Annotated in this window: 16 protein-coding genes; 10 read left to right on the top strand and 6 right to left on the bottom strand. The window is 61.4% G+C overall.

Annotation, left to right across the window (positions count from 1 at the left end):
• Positions 1–11: 11 nt before the first annotated feature.
• Positions 12–1118, bottom strand: coding sequence for an LLM class flavin-dependent oxidoreductase (locus C7G61_RS13865; RefSeq protein ID WP_108514825.1), 1107 nt, complete (start codon positions 1116–1118; stop codon positions 12–14).
• Between the two features lie 175 nt (positions 1119–1293).
• Between C7G61_RS13865 and C7G61_RS13860 the strand changes: the two genes are divergently transcribed.
• From C7G61_RS13860 to C7G61_RS13850, 3 genes are read left to right on the top strand one after another with little or no spacing between them, the layout of a single operon-like run.
• Positions 1294–2175: an FAD binding domain-containing protein gene (locus C7G61_RS13860; RefSeq protein WP_108514823.1), complete on the top strand. Its 882-nt coding sequence runs from the start codon at positions 1294–1296 to the stop codon at positions 2173–2175.
• Complete coding sequence (locus C7G61_RS13855) at positions 2172–2657, top strand: (2Fe-2S)-binding protein (protein WP_108514821.1); 486 nt, start codon at positions 2172–2174, stop codon at positions 2655–2657. The genes C7G61_RS13860 and C7G61_RS13855 overlap by 4 nt, the downstream gene beginning before the upstream one ends.
• Positions 2654–5047 carry a xanthine dehydrogenase family protein molybdopterin-binding subunit gene (locus C7G61_RS13850; RefSeq protein ID WP_108514819.1) on the top strand — a complete coding sequence of 798 codons (2394 nt, stop codon included), beginning with the start codon at positions 2654–2656 and terminating at the stop codon, positions 5045–5047. Before C7G61_RS13855 ends, C7G61_RS13850 begins: the two co-directional genes overlap by 4 nt.
• A 38-nt stretch (positions 5048–5085) precedes the next feature.
• Here the strand turns inward: C7G61_RS13850 and C7G61_RS13845 are convergent, their stop codons facing one another.
• Positions 5086–6240, bottom strand: a complete 1155-nt coding sequence (locus tag C7G61_RS13845; protein WP_108514817.1) for a zinc-dependent alcohol dehydrogenase — start codon at positions 6238–6240, stop codon at positions 5086–5088.
• 187 nt (positions 6241–6427) lie between these two features.
• Between C7G61_RS13845 and C7G61_RS13840 the strand changes: the two genes are divergently transcribed.
• The 7 genes from C7G61_RS13840 to C7G61_RS13810 all read left to right on the top strand — a co-directional run bounded on the left by C7G61_RS13840 (position 6428) and on the right by C7G61_RS13810 (position 13564).
• On the top strand, positions 6428–7435 hold the full coding sequence (locus C7G61_RS13840) for an ABC transporter substrate-binding protein (protein WP_108514815.1): 1008 nt from the start codon (positions 6428–6430) through the stop codon (positions 7433–7435).
• A 37-nt stretch (positions 7436–7472) separates the two neighbouring features.
• Entirely contained in the window at positions 7473–8288 is an 816-nt protein-coding gene (locus C7G61_RS13835; RefSeq protein WP_108514813.1) for an ABC transporter permease, read from the top strand.
• Between the two features lie 4 nt (positions 8289–8292).
• A complete protein-coding gene (locus C7G61_RS13830) occupies positions 8293–9078 on the top strand; it encodes an ABC transporter permease (protein ID WP_108514811.1) in 786 nt (261 codons plus the stop codon).
• Positions 9075–10136: an ABC transporter ATP-binding protein gene (locus C7G61_RS13825; RefSeq protein ID WP_108514809.1), complete on the top strand. Its 1062-nt coding sequence runs from the start codon at positions 9075–9077 to the stop codon at positions 10134–10136. Before C7G61_RS13830 ends, C7G61_RS13825 begins: the two co-directional genes overlap by 4 nt.
• An 8-nt stretch (positions 10137–10144) precedes the next feature.
• Entirely contained in the window at positions 10145–10984 is an 840-nt protein-coding gene (locus C7G61_RS13820) for a phosphodiesterase (RefSeq protein WP_108514807.1), read from the top strand.
• 138 nt (positions 10985–11122) lie between these two features.
• Positions 11123–12091 (top strand): Bug family tripartite tricarboxylate transporter substrate binding protein, encoded by a 969-nt coding sequence (locus C7G61_RS13815; protein ID WP_202975773.1) that lies wholly within the window; start codon positions 11123–11125, stop codon positions 12089–12091.
• Positions 12092–12829: 738 nt separating this feature from the next.
• Positions 12830–13564 carry a Crp/Fnr family transcriptional regulator gene (locus C7G61_RS13810; RefSeq protein ID WP_108514805.1) on the top strand — a complete coding sequence of 245 codons (735 nt, stop codon included), beginning with the start codon at positions 12830–12832 and terminating at the stop codon, positions 13562–13564.
• Positions 13565–13614: 50 nt separating this feature from the next.
• Here C7G61_RS13810 and C7G61_RS13805 read toward each other — a convergent pair whose 3' ends face one another.
• From C7G61_RS13805 to C7G61_RS13790, 4 genes are read right to left on the bottom strand one after another with little or no spacing between them, the layout of a single operon-like run.
• Positions 13615–14286, bottom strand: coding sequence for an ATP-binding cassette domain-containing protein (locus C7G61_RS13805; RefSeq protein ID WP_108514803.1), 672 nt, complete (start codon positions 14284–14286; stop codon positions 13615–13617).
• A complete protein-coding gene (locus C7G61_RS13800) occupies positions 14283–15029 on the bottom strand; it encodes an ABC transporter ATP-binding protein (protein ID WP_108514801.1) in 747 nt (248 codons plus the stop codon). The genes C7G61_RS13805 and C7G61_RS13800 overlap by 4 nt, the downstream gene beginning before the upstream one ends.
• The gene (locus C7G61_RS13795) at positions 15026–16015 is read right to left on the bottom strand and encodes a branched-chain amino acid ABC transporter permease (RefSeq protein ID WP_108514799.1); all 990 of its coding nucleotides are present in this window, start codon (positions 16013–16015) and stop codon (positions 15026–15028) included. Before C7G61_RS13795 ends, C7G61_RS13800 begins: the two co-directional genes overlap by 4 nt.
• Positions 16015–16911 (bottom strand): branched-chain amino acid ABC transporter permease, encoded by an 897-nt coding sequence (locus C7G61_RS13790; protein ID WP_108514797.1) that lies wholly within the window; start codon positions 16909–16911, stop codon positions 16015–16017. Before C7G61_RS13790 ends, C7G61_RS13795 begins: the two co-directional genes overlap by 1 nt.
• Positions 16912–16943: the final 32 nt, after the last annotated feature.

Genomic DNA, 16943 nt, shown 5'->3' with positions numbered 1-16943 from the left:
ATCTAGGTGGACTATTCGGCCGCCCTGGAGCCGCTGGATGTACCGGCATTGACTCGTGGCATGACCTTTTCGGTCATCATGATCATTGACTGGCGTCCGAGTTCGCGATCCTTCCAATCCTTGCCGGCATAGAGCAATGTGCCAAAAGGCCCGGTCTCCTCCTGAAACGCCAGCAGTTGATCTGCCACGCTCTCCGGCGTGCCATGAATGATCAGCTTGTCGCAAATCGACTCCAGCGTCACCTCGTCGTCGGGCTGATCGCGGCGCGTCTTGAACAATTCGAGGCGGCCACCGCGCTTCAGCTTGGTGAACAGCGAGCGATAGTAATAAACATAGGACCCATTCGGATCGGTGGCGTAGGCCTTCGCCGTTGCTGGGTCCTTGGCGACGAAGACGCTCTTGGCAACGCGCCAATTCGCCGGATCCGCAGGACGGCCGGCGCGTTCGCATCCCTCTACGTATTTCGGCCAGTGGCTTTTCACCCAGGCCGGCATCAGGAAGTTTGCCGAGATCGGCTCCCAGCCGCGCGCGGCGGCTTCCGTGACACCCTTTGAGAACGGCGCCACCGCAGTGACCACGATCGGCGGGTGCGGCCGTTGCAGTGGGCGCGGAATGAAGCCCTGGCCGATGTCTTCGATCAGGGTTTTCTCAACCGATATGTTCCAGAATTGGCCTTTCAGATTATAGGGCGGCTCGCTGGCCCAGATCTGGAGCACCTGATTGATCGCCTCCAGGAACATGGCGTTCCTGTCCGCTTCGAGATTGCCGAACACTTCCGCGTCCGATAGCAGGCCACCGGGGCTGATGCCGAAGATCAGGCGGCCGTCGAGCATATGATCGAGCATCGCGATCGAGGCTGCAATCGCCGCCGGGTGAGCGTTCGGCATGTTGACGGTGCCGGTGCCAAGCTTGATCTGCTTGGTCGCCGCCGCGAGCCACGCGATGAAAGCTATGCAGGAAGTGATATTCTCGGCCCTGTCGGTGACGTGCTCGCCGACATAGGCTTCGGTGAAGCCGAGTTCATCGGCCAGCAGGAAAGCCTCGCGGTCCTCCTTGAGCGAAAGCCGCCAATCCTTGTCGACAGGATGGATTGGCATCGCAAAGAACCCAAGCTTCATGGTCTGCTCTTCCCCAAAGGCAGGCTTTTTAATCGGCACAGAACGTGCGTCGTTCGTCGCTCGAAAACAAGCTCAAAGTCGAAATATTCACCCGATAACAAACTTGACCTTTGTTGATCCCAGCCCTCTAATCCTGCAAAAATACAGATAATTGGCCGGGGAGGTCACGCCAAAAATGAAAGCCTCGGCTTTCGCTTACGCCCGCGCAACCAGCGTCGCAAATGCGCTGGAATTGCTGACCGTGCATGGCGAAAAGGCAAGGGTGCTGTCCGGCGGCCAGAGCCTGCTGGCGGCGATGAATCTGCGCCTGATCGCGCCCGAACTCATTATCGATATCGGTGAATTGGCCGAGTTGCGTGGGGTCGTGGTGAAGGGAGACGTCCTTACCATCGGCGCGCTGACACGCCACGCCGATCTCTTGAAATCTCCGGAAATAGCAGCCCGTGCTCCCTTGCTGGCGGATGCGGTGGCCCATGTTGCCCATCCTGCGATCCGCAACCGCGGCACCATCGGGGGAAGTCTTGCGCATGCAGACCCGGCCTCTGAACTGCCTGCCTGCATGCTCACGCTCGGTGCCACCATCATTGCTCGCGGGCCAAGCGGCGAGCGGCGGATTGCGGCAAGCGAGTTCTTCGCCGGTATCTACGAAACTGCGCTTACGCCGCAGGAACTTCTGGTCGCCATTGAACTATCGGTGCCCCCGAAAAATTCGACGCATTTCTTTCATGAGTTCGCCCGCCGACATGGCGACTACGCGATCGTCGGTCTCGCGGCGCAGGCCTTCGTCAGGGATGGGCGGTTTACTGATCTTCGCCTTGGTTTCTTTGCCGTCGGCGATCGCCCGATGCTAGCCGCGTCCGCCGGCAAACTGGTCGATATCGCCATCACGCCAGCAGTGTTATCCGAGGCGTTTTCTGCATTGGATGAAGAACTCGACCCTCTGGAGGATCATCAGGCGACGCCTGCCATGCGCCGGCATCTGGCGAAGGTTCTGTTGGCGCGTTGCGTATCCTCGCTGCTCGATCGCCCCGATCTCCGCACGGGAGCTTCGGCGTGACGAGTGCGGTTGCGATTTCGCTTGTCGTCAATGGTGAGCGTGTGGAAGCGAATGTGCTGCCGCGCCTGAATTTGGCGGATTTTCTTCGCGAGCATCTCGAGCTGACCGGCACGCATGTCGGTTGCGAACACGGGGTGTGCGGTGCATGCACGGTCCGTGTCAATGGCGATATCGTCCGTTCCTGCCTGTTGCTTGCGGTACAGACGCACAACGCGATGGTTGAGACGATCGAGGGGGTCTCCGACAGCGGCGAGATTGCCGACTTGCAATCTGCATTCCGGGAACGTAACGCGCTGCAATGCGGCTTCTGTACGCCGGGAATGTTGATGGCGGCGCAGGATCTGCTGAAGCAATCGCCGTGTCCGGATCGAGAACAGATTCGCGAACATCTTTCCGGAAACTATTGCCGCTGTACGGGCTACCAGGCCATCGTCGACGCCATCGAGACCACAGCGCGGGCGCGCGCCGGACGCTTGCCATGACATCAGCACAGGAAAAATCTGAAACGCTTTCCGCGCTGGACCGTCCGAACTCCTATATCGGCAAGACAGTACCGCGGCCGAATCTCGACCGGCTGATGCAGGGGCGGGGGCTCTATGTCAGCGATATCGAGTTGCCGCGCATGGTGCATGTCGTGTTCCTGCGCTCGCCGCACGCGCACGCGAAGATCAATGGCATCGACGCCTCAGTGGCCAAGCAGATGCCGGGAGTGATCGCCGTCGTCTCAGGCAACGAACTCTCGACCGTTATCACGCCGTGGGTCGGCGTACTCTCGCATTTGAAGGGCCTCAAATCCGCTCCGCAAAGCGCCATCGCCGTTGACCGCGTGTGCTGGCAGGGCGAAGCGGTCGCGGCCGTGGTGGCGAGCAGTCGTGCTCAGGCGGAGGACGCCGCGGAGCTTGTCTCGGTCGATTATGAGGAGCTCGATGCCGTAACGGACATGCGCACCGCGCTCGATCCAGCGACAGCCGTGATTCATGCTTCGCTGGGCGACAACCTGGCTTTTGAGCGCAATCACGATGCGGGTGCCGTCGATCAAGCCTTTGCCGAATCCGACGAGGTGGTGGAGGCGGAGTTTGTTTTCGGGCGGCACACCGGCGTGACACTCGAACCGCGCGCGGTGGTGGCGGACTGGAACGCCGCGGAAGCCAGACTGACCATCTATCAAGGCACGCAGGCGCCGCATATGGTACAAAATATTGCGGCGCTTCATCTCGGTTTGAAGGAATCGCAGGTCCGCGTGGTCTGCAAGGACGTCGGCGGCTCCTTCGGCATCAAGGTCCATATCTATGCCGACGAGATGGCGACTTATGCGCTGTCCAAGCTGCTGCGGCGTCCGGTCAAATTCGTTGCCGACCGGGTCGAGAGCTTCAATACCGACATTCATGCCCGGGACCATCGCTGCAAGGGAAAGATCGGCGTCAAGCGCGATGGCACCATTACGGCATTCGAGATCGACGATCTCACGGGCATCGGGCCCTATTCGATGTACCCGCGCACGAGCGCGATCGAGGCCAATCAAGTCGTCAATCTCGTCGGGGGTCCCTATGTGACGAGGAATTATCGCGCGCGGACCCGCGTCGTGTTCCAGAACAAGAACGTGATGTGCCAGTACCGCGCCGTCGGCCATCCGATCGCCTGCTCGGTGACGGAAGGCTTGGTCGATCTGGCGGCCGTGAAGATCGGCATGGACCCGATCGAGATCCGCCGCCGTAATCTGATCGCCGATGACGGTTACCCCTGCGCTTCGCCGTCAGGCTTGCGCTTCGAGCAACTGTCGCACCATGCAGCACTTGCCAAGCTCGTCAAGATGATGGACTACGACGCGTTGCGCGCCGAGCAGACCGCCTTGCGAGCGAAGAACATCCACCGGGGCATCGGCATCGCCAGCTTCATCGAGGTTACCAATCCCAGCGCGGCGTTTTATGGCGTCGGCGGTGCGAAGATATCCTCGCAGGATGGCGTCGCGGTGCGGCTCGACGCGCAGGGGGCAGTGATCTGCCAAACAAGTATCACCGAACAGGGACAGGGATCGGAATCGCTCACGGCACAGATCGTCGGAAGTGTGCTTGGCGTTTCGATGGATCGGGTCCGCGTGATCCTGGGCGATACCGACAATACGCCGTACGGCGGAGGCACCTGGGCCTCGCGCGGCGCTGGTATCGGTGGAGAGGCCGCGCTTCAAGCCACCAAGGGGCTGCGCAAGAACATCCTCGACGTAGCGGCCGCCGTCCTGCAATCGACGCCAGGGGAGCTCGACATTGTCAACAATGGTGTCGTGAATGCCGTCGATGGTACGCCGCGGATCGATTTGAGCGAGCTTGCTCGCATTGTCTATTTTCGTCCCGATACGCTGCCGCCGGGCATTCAGCCTGAACTGATGGCTGTCAGGCATTTTGTCCCGCGCGAATACCCCTTCGCCTTCACCAATGGCGTTCAGGCCTCTTGGCTGGAGGTCGATATCGATACCGGCTTTGTGAAGCTGCTGAAGCATTGGGTGGTCGAGGATTGCGGCACCATTATCAATCCCCAGCTGGTCGATGAGCAGATCAGGGGTGGCGTGGTGCAGGGCCTTGGCGCCGCGCTGTTCGAGAAATGCGTGTATGACGAGCGCGGCCAACTCACCAACGCCAACATGGCCGATTATCTGGTTCCGATGTCTGGTGAGATGCCGGATATCGATGTCGGGCATGTGGTCTCACCGACTATGGAATCCGAGCTGGGCGCGAAGGGTGCGGGTGAGGCTGGCACGGCAGGTGCGGCAGCGGCGGTAACCAATGCGGTCAATGACGCACTTAGGCCGTTTGGGACAATTATCATGGAGATTCCTCTGACGCCTCAGGTTGTCCTGGCCGCCTTAGGACGAATTTAGTACGAAGTTCGAAGGGCGGCGACTGCCGCCCGTTCGCGCTATTCGGCCGCCGCGTTCGCGATCGCGCCCGCCTGCCGGTTGGTCACAACGACCTTGATCGCATCTTCGACGCGCTCGCGGGCATAACGCAACGCGGTCGGCAGGTCGGCCAGCGGAAATGTGTGCGTGTGGATCTTCGTGGCATCGAAACGCTTTTCCGCCATCAGCGCCATGGCGCGGCAGGTGGCGCTGCGGCCTTCGCCACGAATTCCGAAAGTATAGATATTGTTCTTAACGAGATGCGCGAGATCCATCGTGACTGGATCGTGCGGAAACGCGGCGAGGCAGATTTTTCCGCCGCGGTTGGTCATGTGAATGGCCTGGTTGATCGTCGCCTCGTTGCCGGCGCACTCGACCACATAGTCCGCGCCGATACCGCCGGTGAGTTGTCTGACGACCTCAACCGCGTCCTCGTCGTTGATGTTGACGACACGATCGGCGCCGAGCTCCCGGCCGATTGCCAGCCGCCTGTTGCGTGTCCCGGTCAGGATGACCGGGCTGGCGCCGAGCGCCTTGGCAACGGCGACCGCGAGTAGCCCGATCGGTCCCGGACCGATCACCACGACGCTCTCGCCGGCCACCAACCCTCCCAACTCCGTAAGCCCATACATCGAAGTACCCGCGGTGACGACCAGCGTCGCCTCGGCGTCGCTCATGGTATCGGGCACCCGCGCCAGCGTGTTGATGTGATTGACGGCGTATTCGGCAAAGCCGCCGTCCGTCGTGAAGCCGTTCGCGCGATGGCCCTTCACCGGCTTTCCGTAATTCAGACATGAGGTATACATGCCTTGGCGGCAGCGCTTGCACTGGCCGCAGCCGGCGTGGATCTCCACGCTGATCCGCTCGCCGATCTTGAATTCGTCGACATCGGGTCCGAGCGCGGCGACCGTGCCCATATACTCGTGGCCCGGCGTGAAATTCTTGTTGAAGGGCAGGCCGCCTTCAATGCTGGCCGGCGATCCCGAATGAATGATTTCGAGATCGGTGGCGCAGATCGCAACGGCATCGATCCGGATCAGAACTTCGGCGCGTGAAGGCACAGGTACTGGCTTCTCCTGCAGCAGGAGCTGATCCGGATCGCCGAGCACCCAGGCTCTCATCCGGTCAGGAATTAGAAGATCGGGCGAGGTCTTCACGCCTGGAGGTTGATACATGAGTCTCTCCTCTAGCGCCGGATGCTACCGGAAATCGCCGGCCAGCGAAATTGCCGGATGCCGCTGGCGTCGTGCAGGTTTGCTGCATAGCAAAAACGGCTTGTCGCAAAACCTTCATACGCGGCCTATACTTGCACACCGGTCGGTGATGAGATCGTCAATTGCCGCCTAAACCGGAGTGACACCCATGAAGACCGTCCGTTTTGTACTTGCCTTGCTGGCGCTGTCGCTAATCGCGCCCTGGCAGTCCGCCAAAGCGGCCGACGTCATCTGCTATAATTGCCCGCCGGAATGGGCGGACTGGGCTTCGATGCTCAAGGCGATCAAGGCCGATCTGAACTACGACATTCCGCACGATAACAAGAATTCCGGCCAGGCGCTGGCTCAGATCCTCGCCGAGAAAAACAATCCCGTCGGCGATATCGGTTATTTCGGTGTCACCTTCGGCATGAAGGCAAAAGCGCAGGATGCGCTCGAGCCTTACAAGCCGGCGAAATGGGACCAGGTCCCCGCCGGCCTGAAAGATGCCGACGGCTACTGGACCACGATTCATTCCGGCACGCTTGGCCTGTTCGTGAACAAGGACGCGCTCGGCGGCAAGCCGGTGCCGGCCTGCTGGAAGGATCTGCTGAAGCCCGACTATAAGGGCATGGTCGGTTATCTCGATCCGTCGTCGGCCGCGGTCGGGTATGTCGGCGCGGTCGCGATCAATCTGGCGCTCGGCGGCTCCGAGGCGAATTTCGATCCCGCGATCAATTTCTTCAAGGATCTGCGGAAGAATGATCCAATCGTTCCCAAGCAGACGTCCTACGCCCGGGTTGTCTCCGGCGAGATGCCAATCCTGTTCGACTATGATTTCAATGCCTATCGCGCGAAATACTCAGAAAAGGGCAATTTTGAATTCGTGATTCCCTGCGAGGGATCGGTGGTGTTTCCCTACGTCGTCGGCCTCGTCAAGAACGCACCCGACAAGGACAAGGCGAAGAAGGTGCTGGATTATCTTTTGTCCGACAAGGGACAGGCGATCTGGACCAACGCCTACCTCCGCCCGGCGCGGCCGATCGAATTGCCCGAAGCCGTGAAGAAGAAGTTCCTGCCTGACAGCGACTATGCGCGCGCGAAGAACGTCGACTGGGGCCAGATGGAAAACATGCAAAAAGGCTTTGTCGACCGCTATCTCGCCGAGGTCCGCTGAGGCAATATGGCGCCTCTCGCCGGGGCGCTATCTTCTGATGTCACATAGGTCCTTTGTCTGGTTCTGCCTGCTGCCGCTTGCGGTGGTGACGGTGGCGTTCTTTCTGCTGCCGATGGCAAGGCTCGTCGTGACCGGCGCGGAAGGCCCGCAGGGGCTCGCGGGATATCTCGCGATCCTGACCGAGCCGCGTTACCGTGCGACGCTTGTCAACACCGTCCTGCTGGCCGCCGCGACCACTATTGTGACCCTGATCGTGGCGACGATCGCTGGAATGTTCCTGCAACGGCATCGTTTTCCGGGTCGCGCTGTTCTGATTGCGATGCTGACCTTTCCACTGGCGTTTCCCGGCGTGGTGGTCGGCTTCATGATCATTCTCCTCGCCGGGCGGCAGGGCCTGATCGGCGATTTCTCCAACCGGCTGTTTGGCGAGAAGCTGGTCTTCGCCTATTCGATCTACGGCCTGTTTCTCGGCTATCTGTATTTTTCCATCCCGCGCGTCATTCTCACCATCATGGCCGCGGTGCAGAAGCTCGATGTCGGCCTGGAGGAAGCCGCGCGTTCGCTCGGCGCGGGCCCGTGGGCGGTGCAGCGCGATGTCGTGCTGCCGGCGCTGGCGCCGGCTTTCGTTGCTTCCGGCGCCATTGCCTTTGCGACCGCGATGGGCGCGTTCGGTACGGCGTTTACGCTGGCGACGAACATCGATGTACTGCCGATGCTGATCTATACCGAATTCACGCTGGCTGCGAATTTCTCCATCTCGGCCGCGCTGTCGGTCGGGCTTGGCGTCATCACCTGGTTTATTCTTGCGCTTGCTCGCTCCTTCAGCGGAAGCGCCGTCGCGGCGGCTGGATGAGGCCATGCGCGATCGCCTGATCTTCACCGGCCAACTCATTTTCACACTGCTGGTCGCCGCATTCCTGGTTGTACCGGCGATCCTGTCGATTTCCGCCGGCGTGACCGTGAATTATTTCCGTGGCATCCAATCGGGCGTGACCCTGCAATGGGTCGTGCAGGTATGGCAGCTCTATGCCGGCACCATCCTGCTGTCCTTCGTAGTCGCATTTGCGACACTTGCGGTAACGCTCGCCGTGGGCGTTCCCGCCGCCTATGCCTTGCATGTGCGGGGAGGGCGCCTGTCGCGGATTGTCGAGGAGATCATCACCCTGCCGTTGGCGATCCCTGGCCTGGCCATCGCGCTGGCATTGCTCTTGACCTATGGCGGGTTTGGCGATTTTCGCCGCTCCTGGTTATTCATTCTCACAGGCCATGTCATCTTCACCATGCCCTTCATGGTGCGATCGGTCATGGCCGTGTTCGCGACTGTCGACATCAAGACGCTGGACGAGGGCGCAGCATCGCTCGGTGCATCGCCGTGGCGTCGCTTCCGCGACGTGATCGTGCCCAACGCGGCGCCGGGGATATTGGCGGGCAGCCTGATGGTGGTGACGTTGTCGCTCGGTGAATTTAACCTGACCTGGATGCTGCACACGCCACTCACCAAGACGCTGCCGATCGGACTGGCCGACAGCTATGCCTCGATGCGGCTGGAGGTGGCGTCGGCCTATACGCTGATCTTCTTCGTGATGATCATCCCGCTGCTGGTTGCCATGCAATTGTTTGCCGAGAAGGAACAGAAGAGATGAGTGCGCAGGCCGGGCATGGCGCCTCGGTGCATATCGAGGCCTGCGGCAAGACGTTTGCCGACGGAACCCGCGCGCTCGAACCTGCGACGCTCGACATCGCGCGTGGCGAAACGCTGGTGCTGCTCGGCCCCTCCGGCTGCGGCAAAACCACCATGCTGCGCATCATCGCGGGGCTCGAAGCGCCCGATGCCGGCGGCAGGGTGCTGTTCGACGGCAAGGATATGACGGCAGTGCCGATCGAGCGGCGCAACGTCGGCATGGTGTTCCAGTCTTACGCGCTTTTCCCCAACATGACCGTATCGGACAATATCGGTTATGGTCTGAAGATCCGCGGGATACCGGCCAGGGAGCGGGCGGCACGCATCGCCGAACTGGTGGCGTTGACCAACATCTCCGGGCTTGAGAACCGCCGCATCGACCAGCTTTCCGGCGGGCAGCGTCAACGCGTCGCTCTGGCGCGTGCGGTTGCGATCCGGCCGGGCATCCTGTTGCTCGACGAGCCGCTGACCGCGCTCGACGCTGCGTTGCGCGATCGGCTGCGCGGCGAACTGAACCGCCTGCTGCGCGCGCTGGGTATCACCACGATTTATGTGACGCACGATCAGTCCGAGGCCATGGAGCTTGGCGATCGCGTCGTCGTCATGCAAAAGGGAGCGATTGCCCAGATCGGCACGCCGCGCGAGATCTACTTCACGCCGCGAAGTCGCTTTGTCGCCGAATTCATTGGCGCCGCGAATATCGTCGAAGCGGCCATCGAGGGCGGCCATCTCGTGTTGCCGGGCGGACGGCAGCCGATTCGCTGCGATGTGGACATGCCGGCGGCGGTCGCTATGATCCGCCCCGAAACCATTCGCGTGACGTCAGCCGGAAGCGCGTCGCTTTCGGGTATCATCGACAGCGTCAGCTTCATAGGCGACAGGCAACGGCTGGTCGTCAGCAGCGCGTCCAACAGGTTGCTCACCGTCGACGCGCCGAATACGGTTCAAGCCAAGGCAGGCGAGCGCATCGGGTTGTCGATTTCGCCGGACGCCGTCCGCCTGTTGCCGCCTGAAAATTGAAAAGGCCGATGTCGCCAAAACCGGTTCATATTGCCCAGATTTCCGACCTGCATATCAAGCCGCCGGGATCGCTTGCCTACGGCAAGGTCGACACAGCAAAGGCGCTCGAACGCTGCATTGCAGCACTGAACGCATTCGACCCTGCGCCGGATTTTGTGGTGATCTCCGGCGATCTCGCCGACACGCCGACAGCTGAGGAATATCAATATCTCAAGCGGCTGCTGGCGCCACTCAAGCTTCCGTTCGCCGGTATTCCCGGCAATCACGATTCGCGCGAGTTGATGCGCGCCGCGTTTCCTTCCGCTTCGTATGCCTTCGTATCAGGGCCGCTCAATCAGAAGATCGAGGTCGCCGGGCTCGATCTGCTGTTGCTGGATTCAAGCGTACATCGAAAGCCGCATGGCGAACTCGAAGAGCCTACGCTGCAATGGCTTGATACTACTCTGGCTTCGTCGCCCGACCGGCCGGCACTGCTGTTTTTGCACCATCCCCCGTTCAAGGCGGGCATTTGGCACATGGACCGCCAGAATCTCCTCAACGCAAGCGAACTCGCGCCTATCGTGCGCCATCATCCGCGCGTGCAGTTGATCGCAACCGGGCATGTCCATCGCGCGACACTGACCATGTTTGCGGGCGTGCCGACCACGATCTGTCCGGCCCCAAACCATGCCGTCGATCTCGATCTGGCCGAACTGCGCGAACCCTCCTTCAAGGTCGAGCCGCCGGCTTTCCATCTCCATAGCTGGTTTCCGGGCGAGAGATTCGGCACGGTTGTGACCCATCAAGTCCCCATCGGTACCTTCGACGGGCCGCATCCGTTTTTTGGACCGGACGGCAAGCTCCTTTAGTCACCGCGCCCCTTGGTGGGCATTTGCTACCCGGCGCAGTCCACCTTCCGGGCCGATTGCAAAGCGGAGAGTTCGAGCGCAATCTTTCCTCAAGAGGCGGCTGCGATTGCGTTAAGCCTGCCCGATCGGGGGAAATGTATGCGTCTGGTCCATTTGCTGATTCCCGCGCTCGCGCTGTTCTCAAGCCACCACGCGATCGCGCAGGGGAGTTATCCCGACCGGCCGATCAAGATGATCGTGCCGCTGGCCGCGGCAAGTGCGGTCGATGTTGCCGCTCGGATCGTGACCCAGAAGATGGCTGACAATATGGGCCAGCAGATCGTGATCCTGAACCAGCCGGGCGCGTCGGGGCTGATCGGGGCGGAGGCGGTCGCCCGCGCCGAGCCGGACGGCTACACGATTGGCGGGTTCAACGACAGCATCATGACGATGGTGCCGAACCTGCAGTCCAAAATGCGCTGGGACATCCTCAGGGATTTCGAGCCGGTGTCGCTGGTTGCGACGGTGGAGTGGGGGCTGATTGCCAACAATCAGGCGAGCTTCAGGAGCGCAGCAGATCTGATCGCGGCCGCGAAGGCGGCACCCGGCAAGATCGATTATGGCTCGGGCGGGCCAGGAAGCCCGCAGCATCTGGCGATGGCGATGTTCGCGTCGGCTGCCGGCATATCGCTGACGCATGTGCCCTACAAGGGCGCCACCCAAGCCGCAACCGACATTGCCGCCGGCCAGATTCCCGTAGGTTTCCAGGGCCTGGGCACGGTCGCAACGCTCGTGCGCGGCGGTCAACTCAGGCTGATCGGGGTGACCACCGAGAAGAGATTGTCGCAATTCCCTGATGTGCCGACCGTCTCGGAGTCCGGCCTGCCCGGCTTTTTCTTCAACTCGTGGTTTGCAATTCTGGCCCCTGCCGGCACCCCGAAGGACATCATTGCCCGTTTGAATGCCGAAGTGTTGAAGGCGGTCGGCGATCCCGACGTGCGCCGCAAACTTGAAGAGCTGGGCTTCGCGGTGCGCGGCAGTTCGGCGGCGGAGTTGCGCGCCATGACGCGCGATCAACTCGCCAAGTATGAGCGCGTAATCAGGGAAACGGGAATCGCCAAGGAATAGCCGCCGGGCGGATGACGCCGCGGACGCCGGTGGCCTGTCTCCAATCAGTAGCAGGCGTAACGCCGGCCGCCGCGGCCAACGTAGTACTCGGCGCCCATCGCACAGGGACCGGCCCCCCACGCATAAGCTCCGCGAATCTGGTTACGCCGCTGGTAGTCGCCAGTATATGGACTGTTAGGTCTTTTGTTCTGGCAGCTCGCGTTCGGATCTCCTCAACGGCTGATCAAAGCGCCGCCGGGTCGAGTGTCTTCGGGTCTGTGCGCGGCCTGATGTTCAACGGATGGTCGAGCCGTTAGTGCGATCGTGCGAGGAAAGGTTCACCGAGGGGATGGTGCAATATGCGACATGGCTGGGCCGTCTTACCCCCTGGTTGGAGTGGCGTTTTCGGGAAGATCGATCGCAGGTCTTTTTACCCATGCCGAAGGAGTTGTCTCTGCGGCATCCGGCTATTTCTACGCGACGGGCTTGGTTTACGGGTTTATGGCCGCTTTTGTGATACTGTTTTCCACCTATGGGGACAGGCGGCGACCCCGCTGCTTGTCAGCCCGCTGAGGGTAGCTATTGTACCTGTACTATCTTGTCGCAGGTTCCACGGTTATTGGAGCGTTAACGCTGGGCATCGTTTTCGCATTCCGGCCGCCAAATCGACGCGTTTTGATGCTTTCCGGTTGAAAAGCTGACCGGCGTTGATTACGGAAGGGCTGCATCCCCTGCAGCTTTCTCTGGAGTTTGACTGACGTGCCTCAACAAAGGACGGGTGAAGCTCACGGGTTCTCGAGCGGCAAACTGTCGGTCTTGCGCAAGCACCCGATTTTTGCCGACCTCGAGCCAGAGGCGTTCGAGCAGCTCTGCCGTTACGCCAAGCACTCCTCGCTGAAGCGGGGGACCACGCTGTTTTCCAAAGGGGACCCCGGCCACAGCCTGTACGCGGTCATTTCGGGTACGGTGAAGATGAGTATTTCCTCGCCGGATGGCCGCAATGCAATCCTGAACATCGTTGGGCCGGGGGAAATTTTCGGCGAGATCGCGCTGCTCGACGGACAAGCCCGCTCGACCGATGCCATCGCAAACAGCAATTGCGAACTCTTCGTTATCGACCGGCGCGAATTCATCCCCTTTGTGAAGGCTCAACCGGCGTTGGCAATGAAATTTATCGAATTGCTCTGCGAGCGGTTGCGGTCGACCAGCGATCAGGTCGAGCAGATTATCCTGCAGAATCTGCCGGGACGGCTGGCCAGTGCGCTGCTTCGCCTGTCCGAAAAGCACACCTCTGCCCCGCAGGGCCGAACCATCGCGATCACGCAGCAGGAGATCAGCGAGATGGTTGGCATGACCCGGGAGAGCATCAACAAGCAGTTGCGCGCCTGGGCAGGCCGCGATTGGGTGCGTCTCGAGCACGGTGCCATCGTTGTGCTGAATGCCGAGATGCTGCGCGAGATGGCGGAAGCGGGGTCCGGGCACGATGGCGAATGACCGGCGATGCCCGTCACGAAGCCGGCCAGTGAAGTCCGGACGCTCAGGGCTCATTGACTGGCGGTTACGGGATTGGCGCCACGTTCAATTGTGAATTCCACGTCAATCAGCCCACGCGAGTGATTCAGGTCCGATTGCGACATCAGCAAGGTCAGATCTTTGCCCTTGAGGGATGCAAGCACCTCCGACAGCCGTTCCGACAGCGCTGGCGCGATGCCTTCGAACGGCTCGTCGAGCAGCAGGCATTTGGTGCCAATGGCAAGCGCCCGGCCGAGCGCGACCAGCTTTTGCTGTCCGCCGCTCAGCAATAGCGCCTTGCGCTGGCGCATCTCGGTGAGTTCGCCGATCACCCCATAGACGAAGTCGAGCCGGGCCTTGCGGTCGAGATGCCGCGCGACCCACAGCGGCAACATGATGTTTTCCTCGACCGTCAACTGCGGCACCAGGCAGCGATCTTCCGGCATATAGCCGATCCCGAGCGCCGCGCGCGCATGGCGCGGGCGGGACGTCAGGTCGCTGCCTTCGAACCGCACCATGCCCCTGGCCGGCGTGAGGTGCCCCATGATCGAACGCATCAGCGTCGTCTTGCCCGCGCCGTTGCGGCCCACCAGGCTGACCATGGCACCTTTCGCGACGTGCATCGTAAAGCCGCGCAATGCAGGCATCGACTGGATCTCGACGACAAGATTGTCGATCGCGAGCAATGGCGTCGCGTCGCTCATCGCACACCTCCGGTGACGTAGCGGCGGACTTCCTGATTATTCAGGACCTCGGCGGGCACCCCGTCGGCCAGAATCCGACCCTGATAGAACGCCACGACGCGATCGGCATAGCGGCTGACGATTTCCATGTCGTGCTCGACGAATACGATGGTCGCGGCGTCGGGCGCGACGGCGTGAATAACGCGATCCATGGTCGTGAATTTTTCTTCCGCCGATACTCCGGAGGTCGGCTCATCCAGCAGCAGCAGTTTTGGGCGACGCACCAATGCCATGGCGATGTCGATCAGTTTGCGCACGCCGCCCGCAAGCTCCGAGATCGGGCGATCGGCCAGATCGGCAAGGCCAAAGCGTTCCAGCAGCTCGACGGCCTTGTCGCGGCGACCTTGGGCCTCTGCCGGCGCCCCGAGTGACATCCGTGTGCCGATGCCGGAAATCGCCACAGCGAGATTTTCGGCAGCGGTGAGCTCGACAAACAATTGCGGAATCTGGAATGAACGGGAGATGCCAAGCCGGGCTACGCTGCGTGGCGAGCGTCTGCCGATGTCCAATCCATCGAGCAGGATCGTCCCGCTGTCGGGTTTGAGATAGCCGGTGACCATGTTGACGAAGGTGGTTTTGCCTGCGCCGTTGGCGCCGATCAGGCTGATCTTCTGACCGGCCGGAACATCAAGGGTAAGCGCATCGGCCGCAACCACCGCGCCAAAGCGCTTTTCGAGCCGGCGCACCGAAAGAACCGGGTTCACGGCGCGGCTCCTCGTTCGGCGGTGAGGGGTGCGGTCGCCGGGATGCGCCGCTTGCGCCGGTCCCTGACCCAGAGCGAACCGATGCCACGCGGCAGAAACAGAATGACGGCCAGGAGGAAGACGCCGAGCACGAGTTGCCAGGTATTGGGCAAATAGAGGTTCGAGAACGAACGGACCAGCTCCAGCGCCATCGAGGCGACGAAGACGGCGGCCACGCTCTGGTTGCCGGCAAGCACCGCCACGAAGACGAATTCGCCCGATGTGGTCCAGTATGCGAATTGCGGATCGATATGCCGTTGCGCCATCAGGGCAAAGGCGCCGCTGGCGCCGGCGAAGATGGCGGCGATCAGGAAATTGATCGATACGATCCGATTGGCCGAGAGTCCGAGATATTCGACTCGTAGATTGTTTTCGCGCACCGCCAGGCTGGCAAGCCCGAATTCGGACCGGAACAGGATGGTCGCGGCGATACCGGCGCATCCGGTCACGATGACCGAGACGGCATACAGCATAAAGTCGGCCTCGCGCGGATCGGTGAAGCTCATGCCAAACAGGCTCGGCCGCCCGACATTGAACCCGTCGGAGCCGCCAAGCGCGGTCGATTTCACCAGCGCGCCGTAAAACACCATCGATAGCGCCAATGTCAGCATGCCGAAGAAAATCCCGCTGTAGCGCGCGATCAGCGGCCCGATGACCAGGCCGAGCAGGCCGCCGCAAGCCGCGCCGACGATCACCTGCGCCACCGCGTCGGTGAGACCCCAGGCATTGGCGATCAGCGCCACGCCATAGCCGCCGGCGGCAAAGAACAGGCCCTGGCCGAACGACACGTTGCCGGTGCGCGCCAGCACGACGATGCCAAGGGCGATCAGCGCATTGGAGGCGGCAATCGTCGCCAGCGACAAAGTCCAGGTCGGCAGCGCGCGGCCGGCCAGCGTCACCGCAGCGACAAGACCGATCATGACCAGGGGATGCAGGCCTTTCCTCATCAAATCCGCCTTGCCGTCTCGCGCTTGAACAGGCCCTCAGGGCGAAACATCAGCACTGCCGCCATGATCAAATAGATCATGAACAGTTCGGCTTGCGGCATGAGATGCACCGAAGCAGCGCGCGCCAGCCCGACTAGGACAGCGCCGACTGCCGCGCCCTCGACGCTGCCCAGCCCTCCGATCACCACGATAGCGAAGCTCAGGATGATGACGTCCGAACTGAGGCCTGGCTGCATCGATATTTTCGGCGCGGTCAGGGCGCCGGCAAGCGCGGCGAGCAGGACGCCGAACGCAAAGGCAATCGCATAGACGCGGTTGACGCGTACGCCCATGCTTACGCTCATTTCCTCGTTATGTATGACGGCTAGCACGATCTTGCCGATCACGGTGCGATTGAGGCCGAACCAGATTGCAAAGCCGACCACGGCCGAGATCGGTATCAGCACCAAATCGTAGCCGACGTAATAAAGCCCGGCGAATTCGAGATTGCCGAACAGCTCATATGGCTGCGTCGCATAGATCGGATTAACGCCCCAGATCAGTTTGGTGACGTCTTCCAGGATCAGAAACACGGCATAGGTCACCAGCAGCAGCACTACTTCGTCGCGACCGTAGAACATTTTCAGGAGGCCGCGTTCCAGCAGAAGTCCGACGGCGGACGCGATCAGCGCCATCGAGAGCAGCATGGCGACGAAACCAACGCTTGGGGGAAGGCCGCGCGCGGCCACCATGGTTACCGCTGTTGCCGCGATATAGGCGCCCAGGGCGTAGAAGCTGCCATGGGCGATGTTGAGGATCTTCAATACGCCGAATACCAGCGTCAGGCCGAGGGCGACGATGAACAGCCACGAGGCCTGAATCAGGCCATCGAGAATGATCGTCAAAAAGAAATTCATGGCGGTTGAGTCACGCGGGTTGTCGGTGGGCA

This window comes from Bradyrhizobium algeriense (assembly GCF_003062295.1).
Lineage (GTDB): Bacteria > Pseudomonadota > Alphaproteobacteria > Rhizobiales > Xanthobacteraceae > Bradyrhizobium > Bradyrhizobium algeriense.
This window is presented reverse-complemented; position numbering and strand designations above follow the sequence as displayed.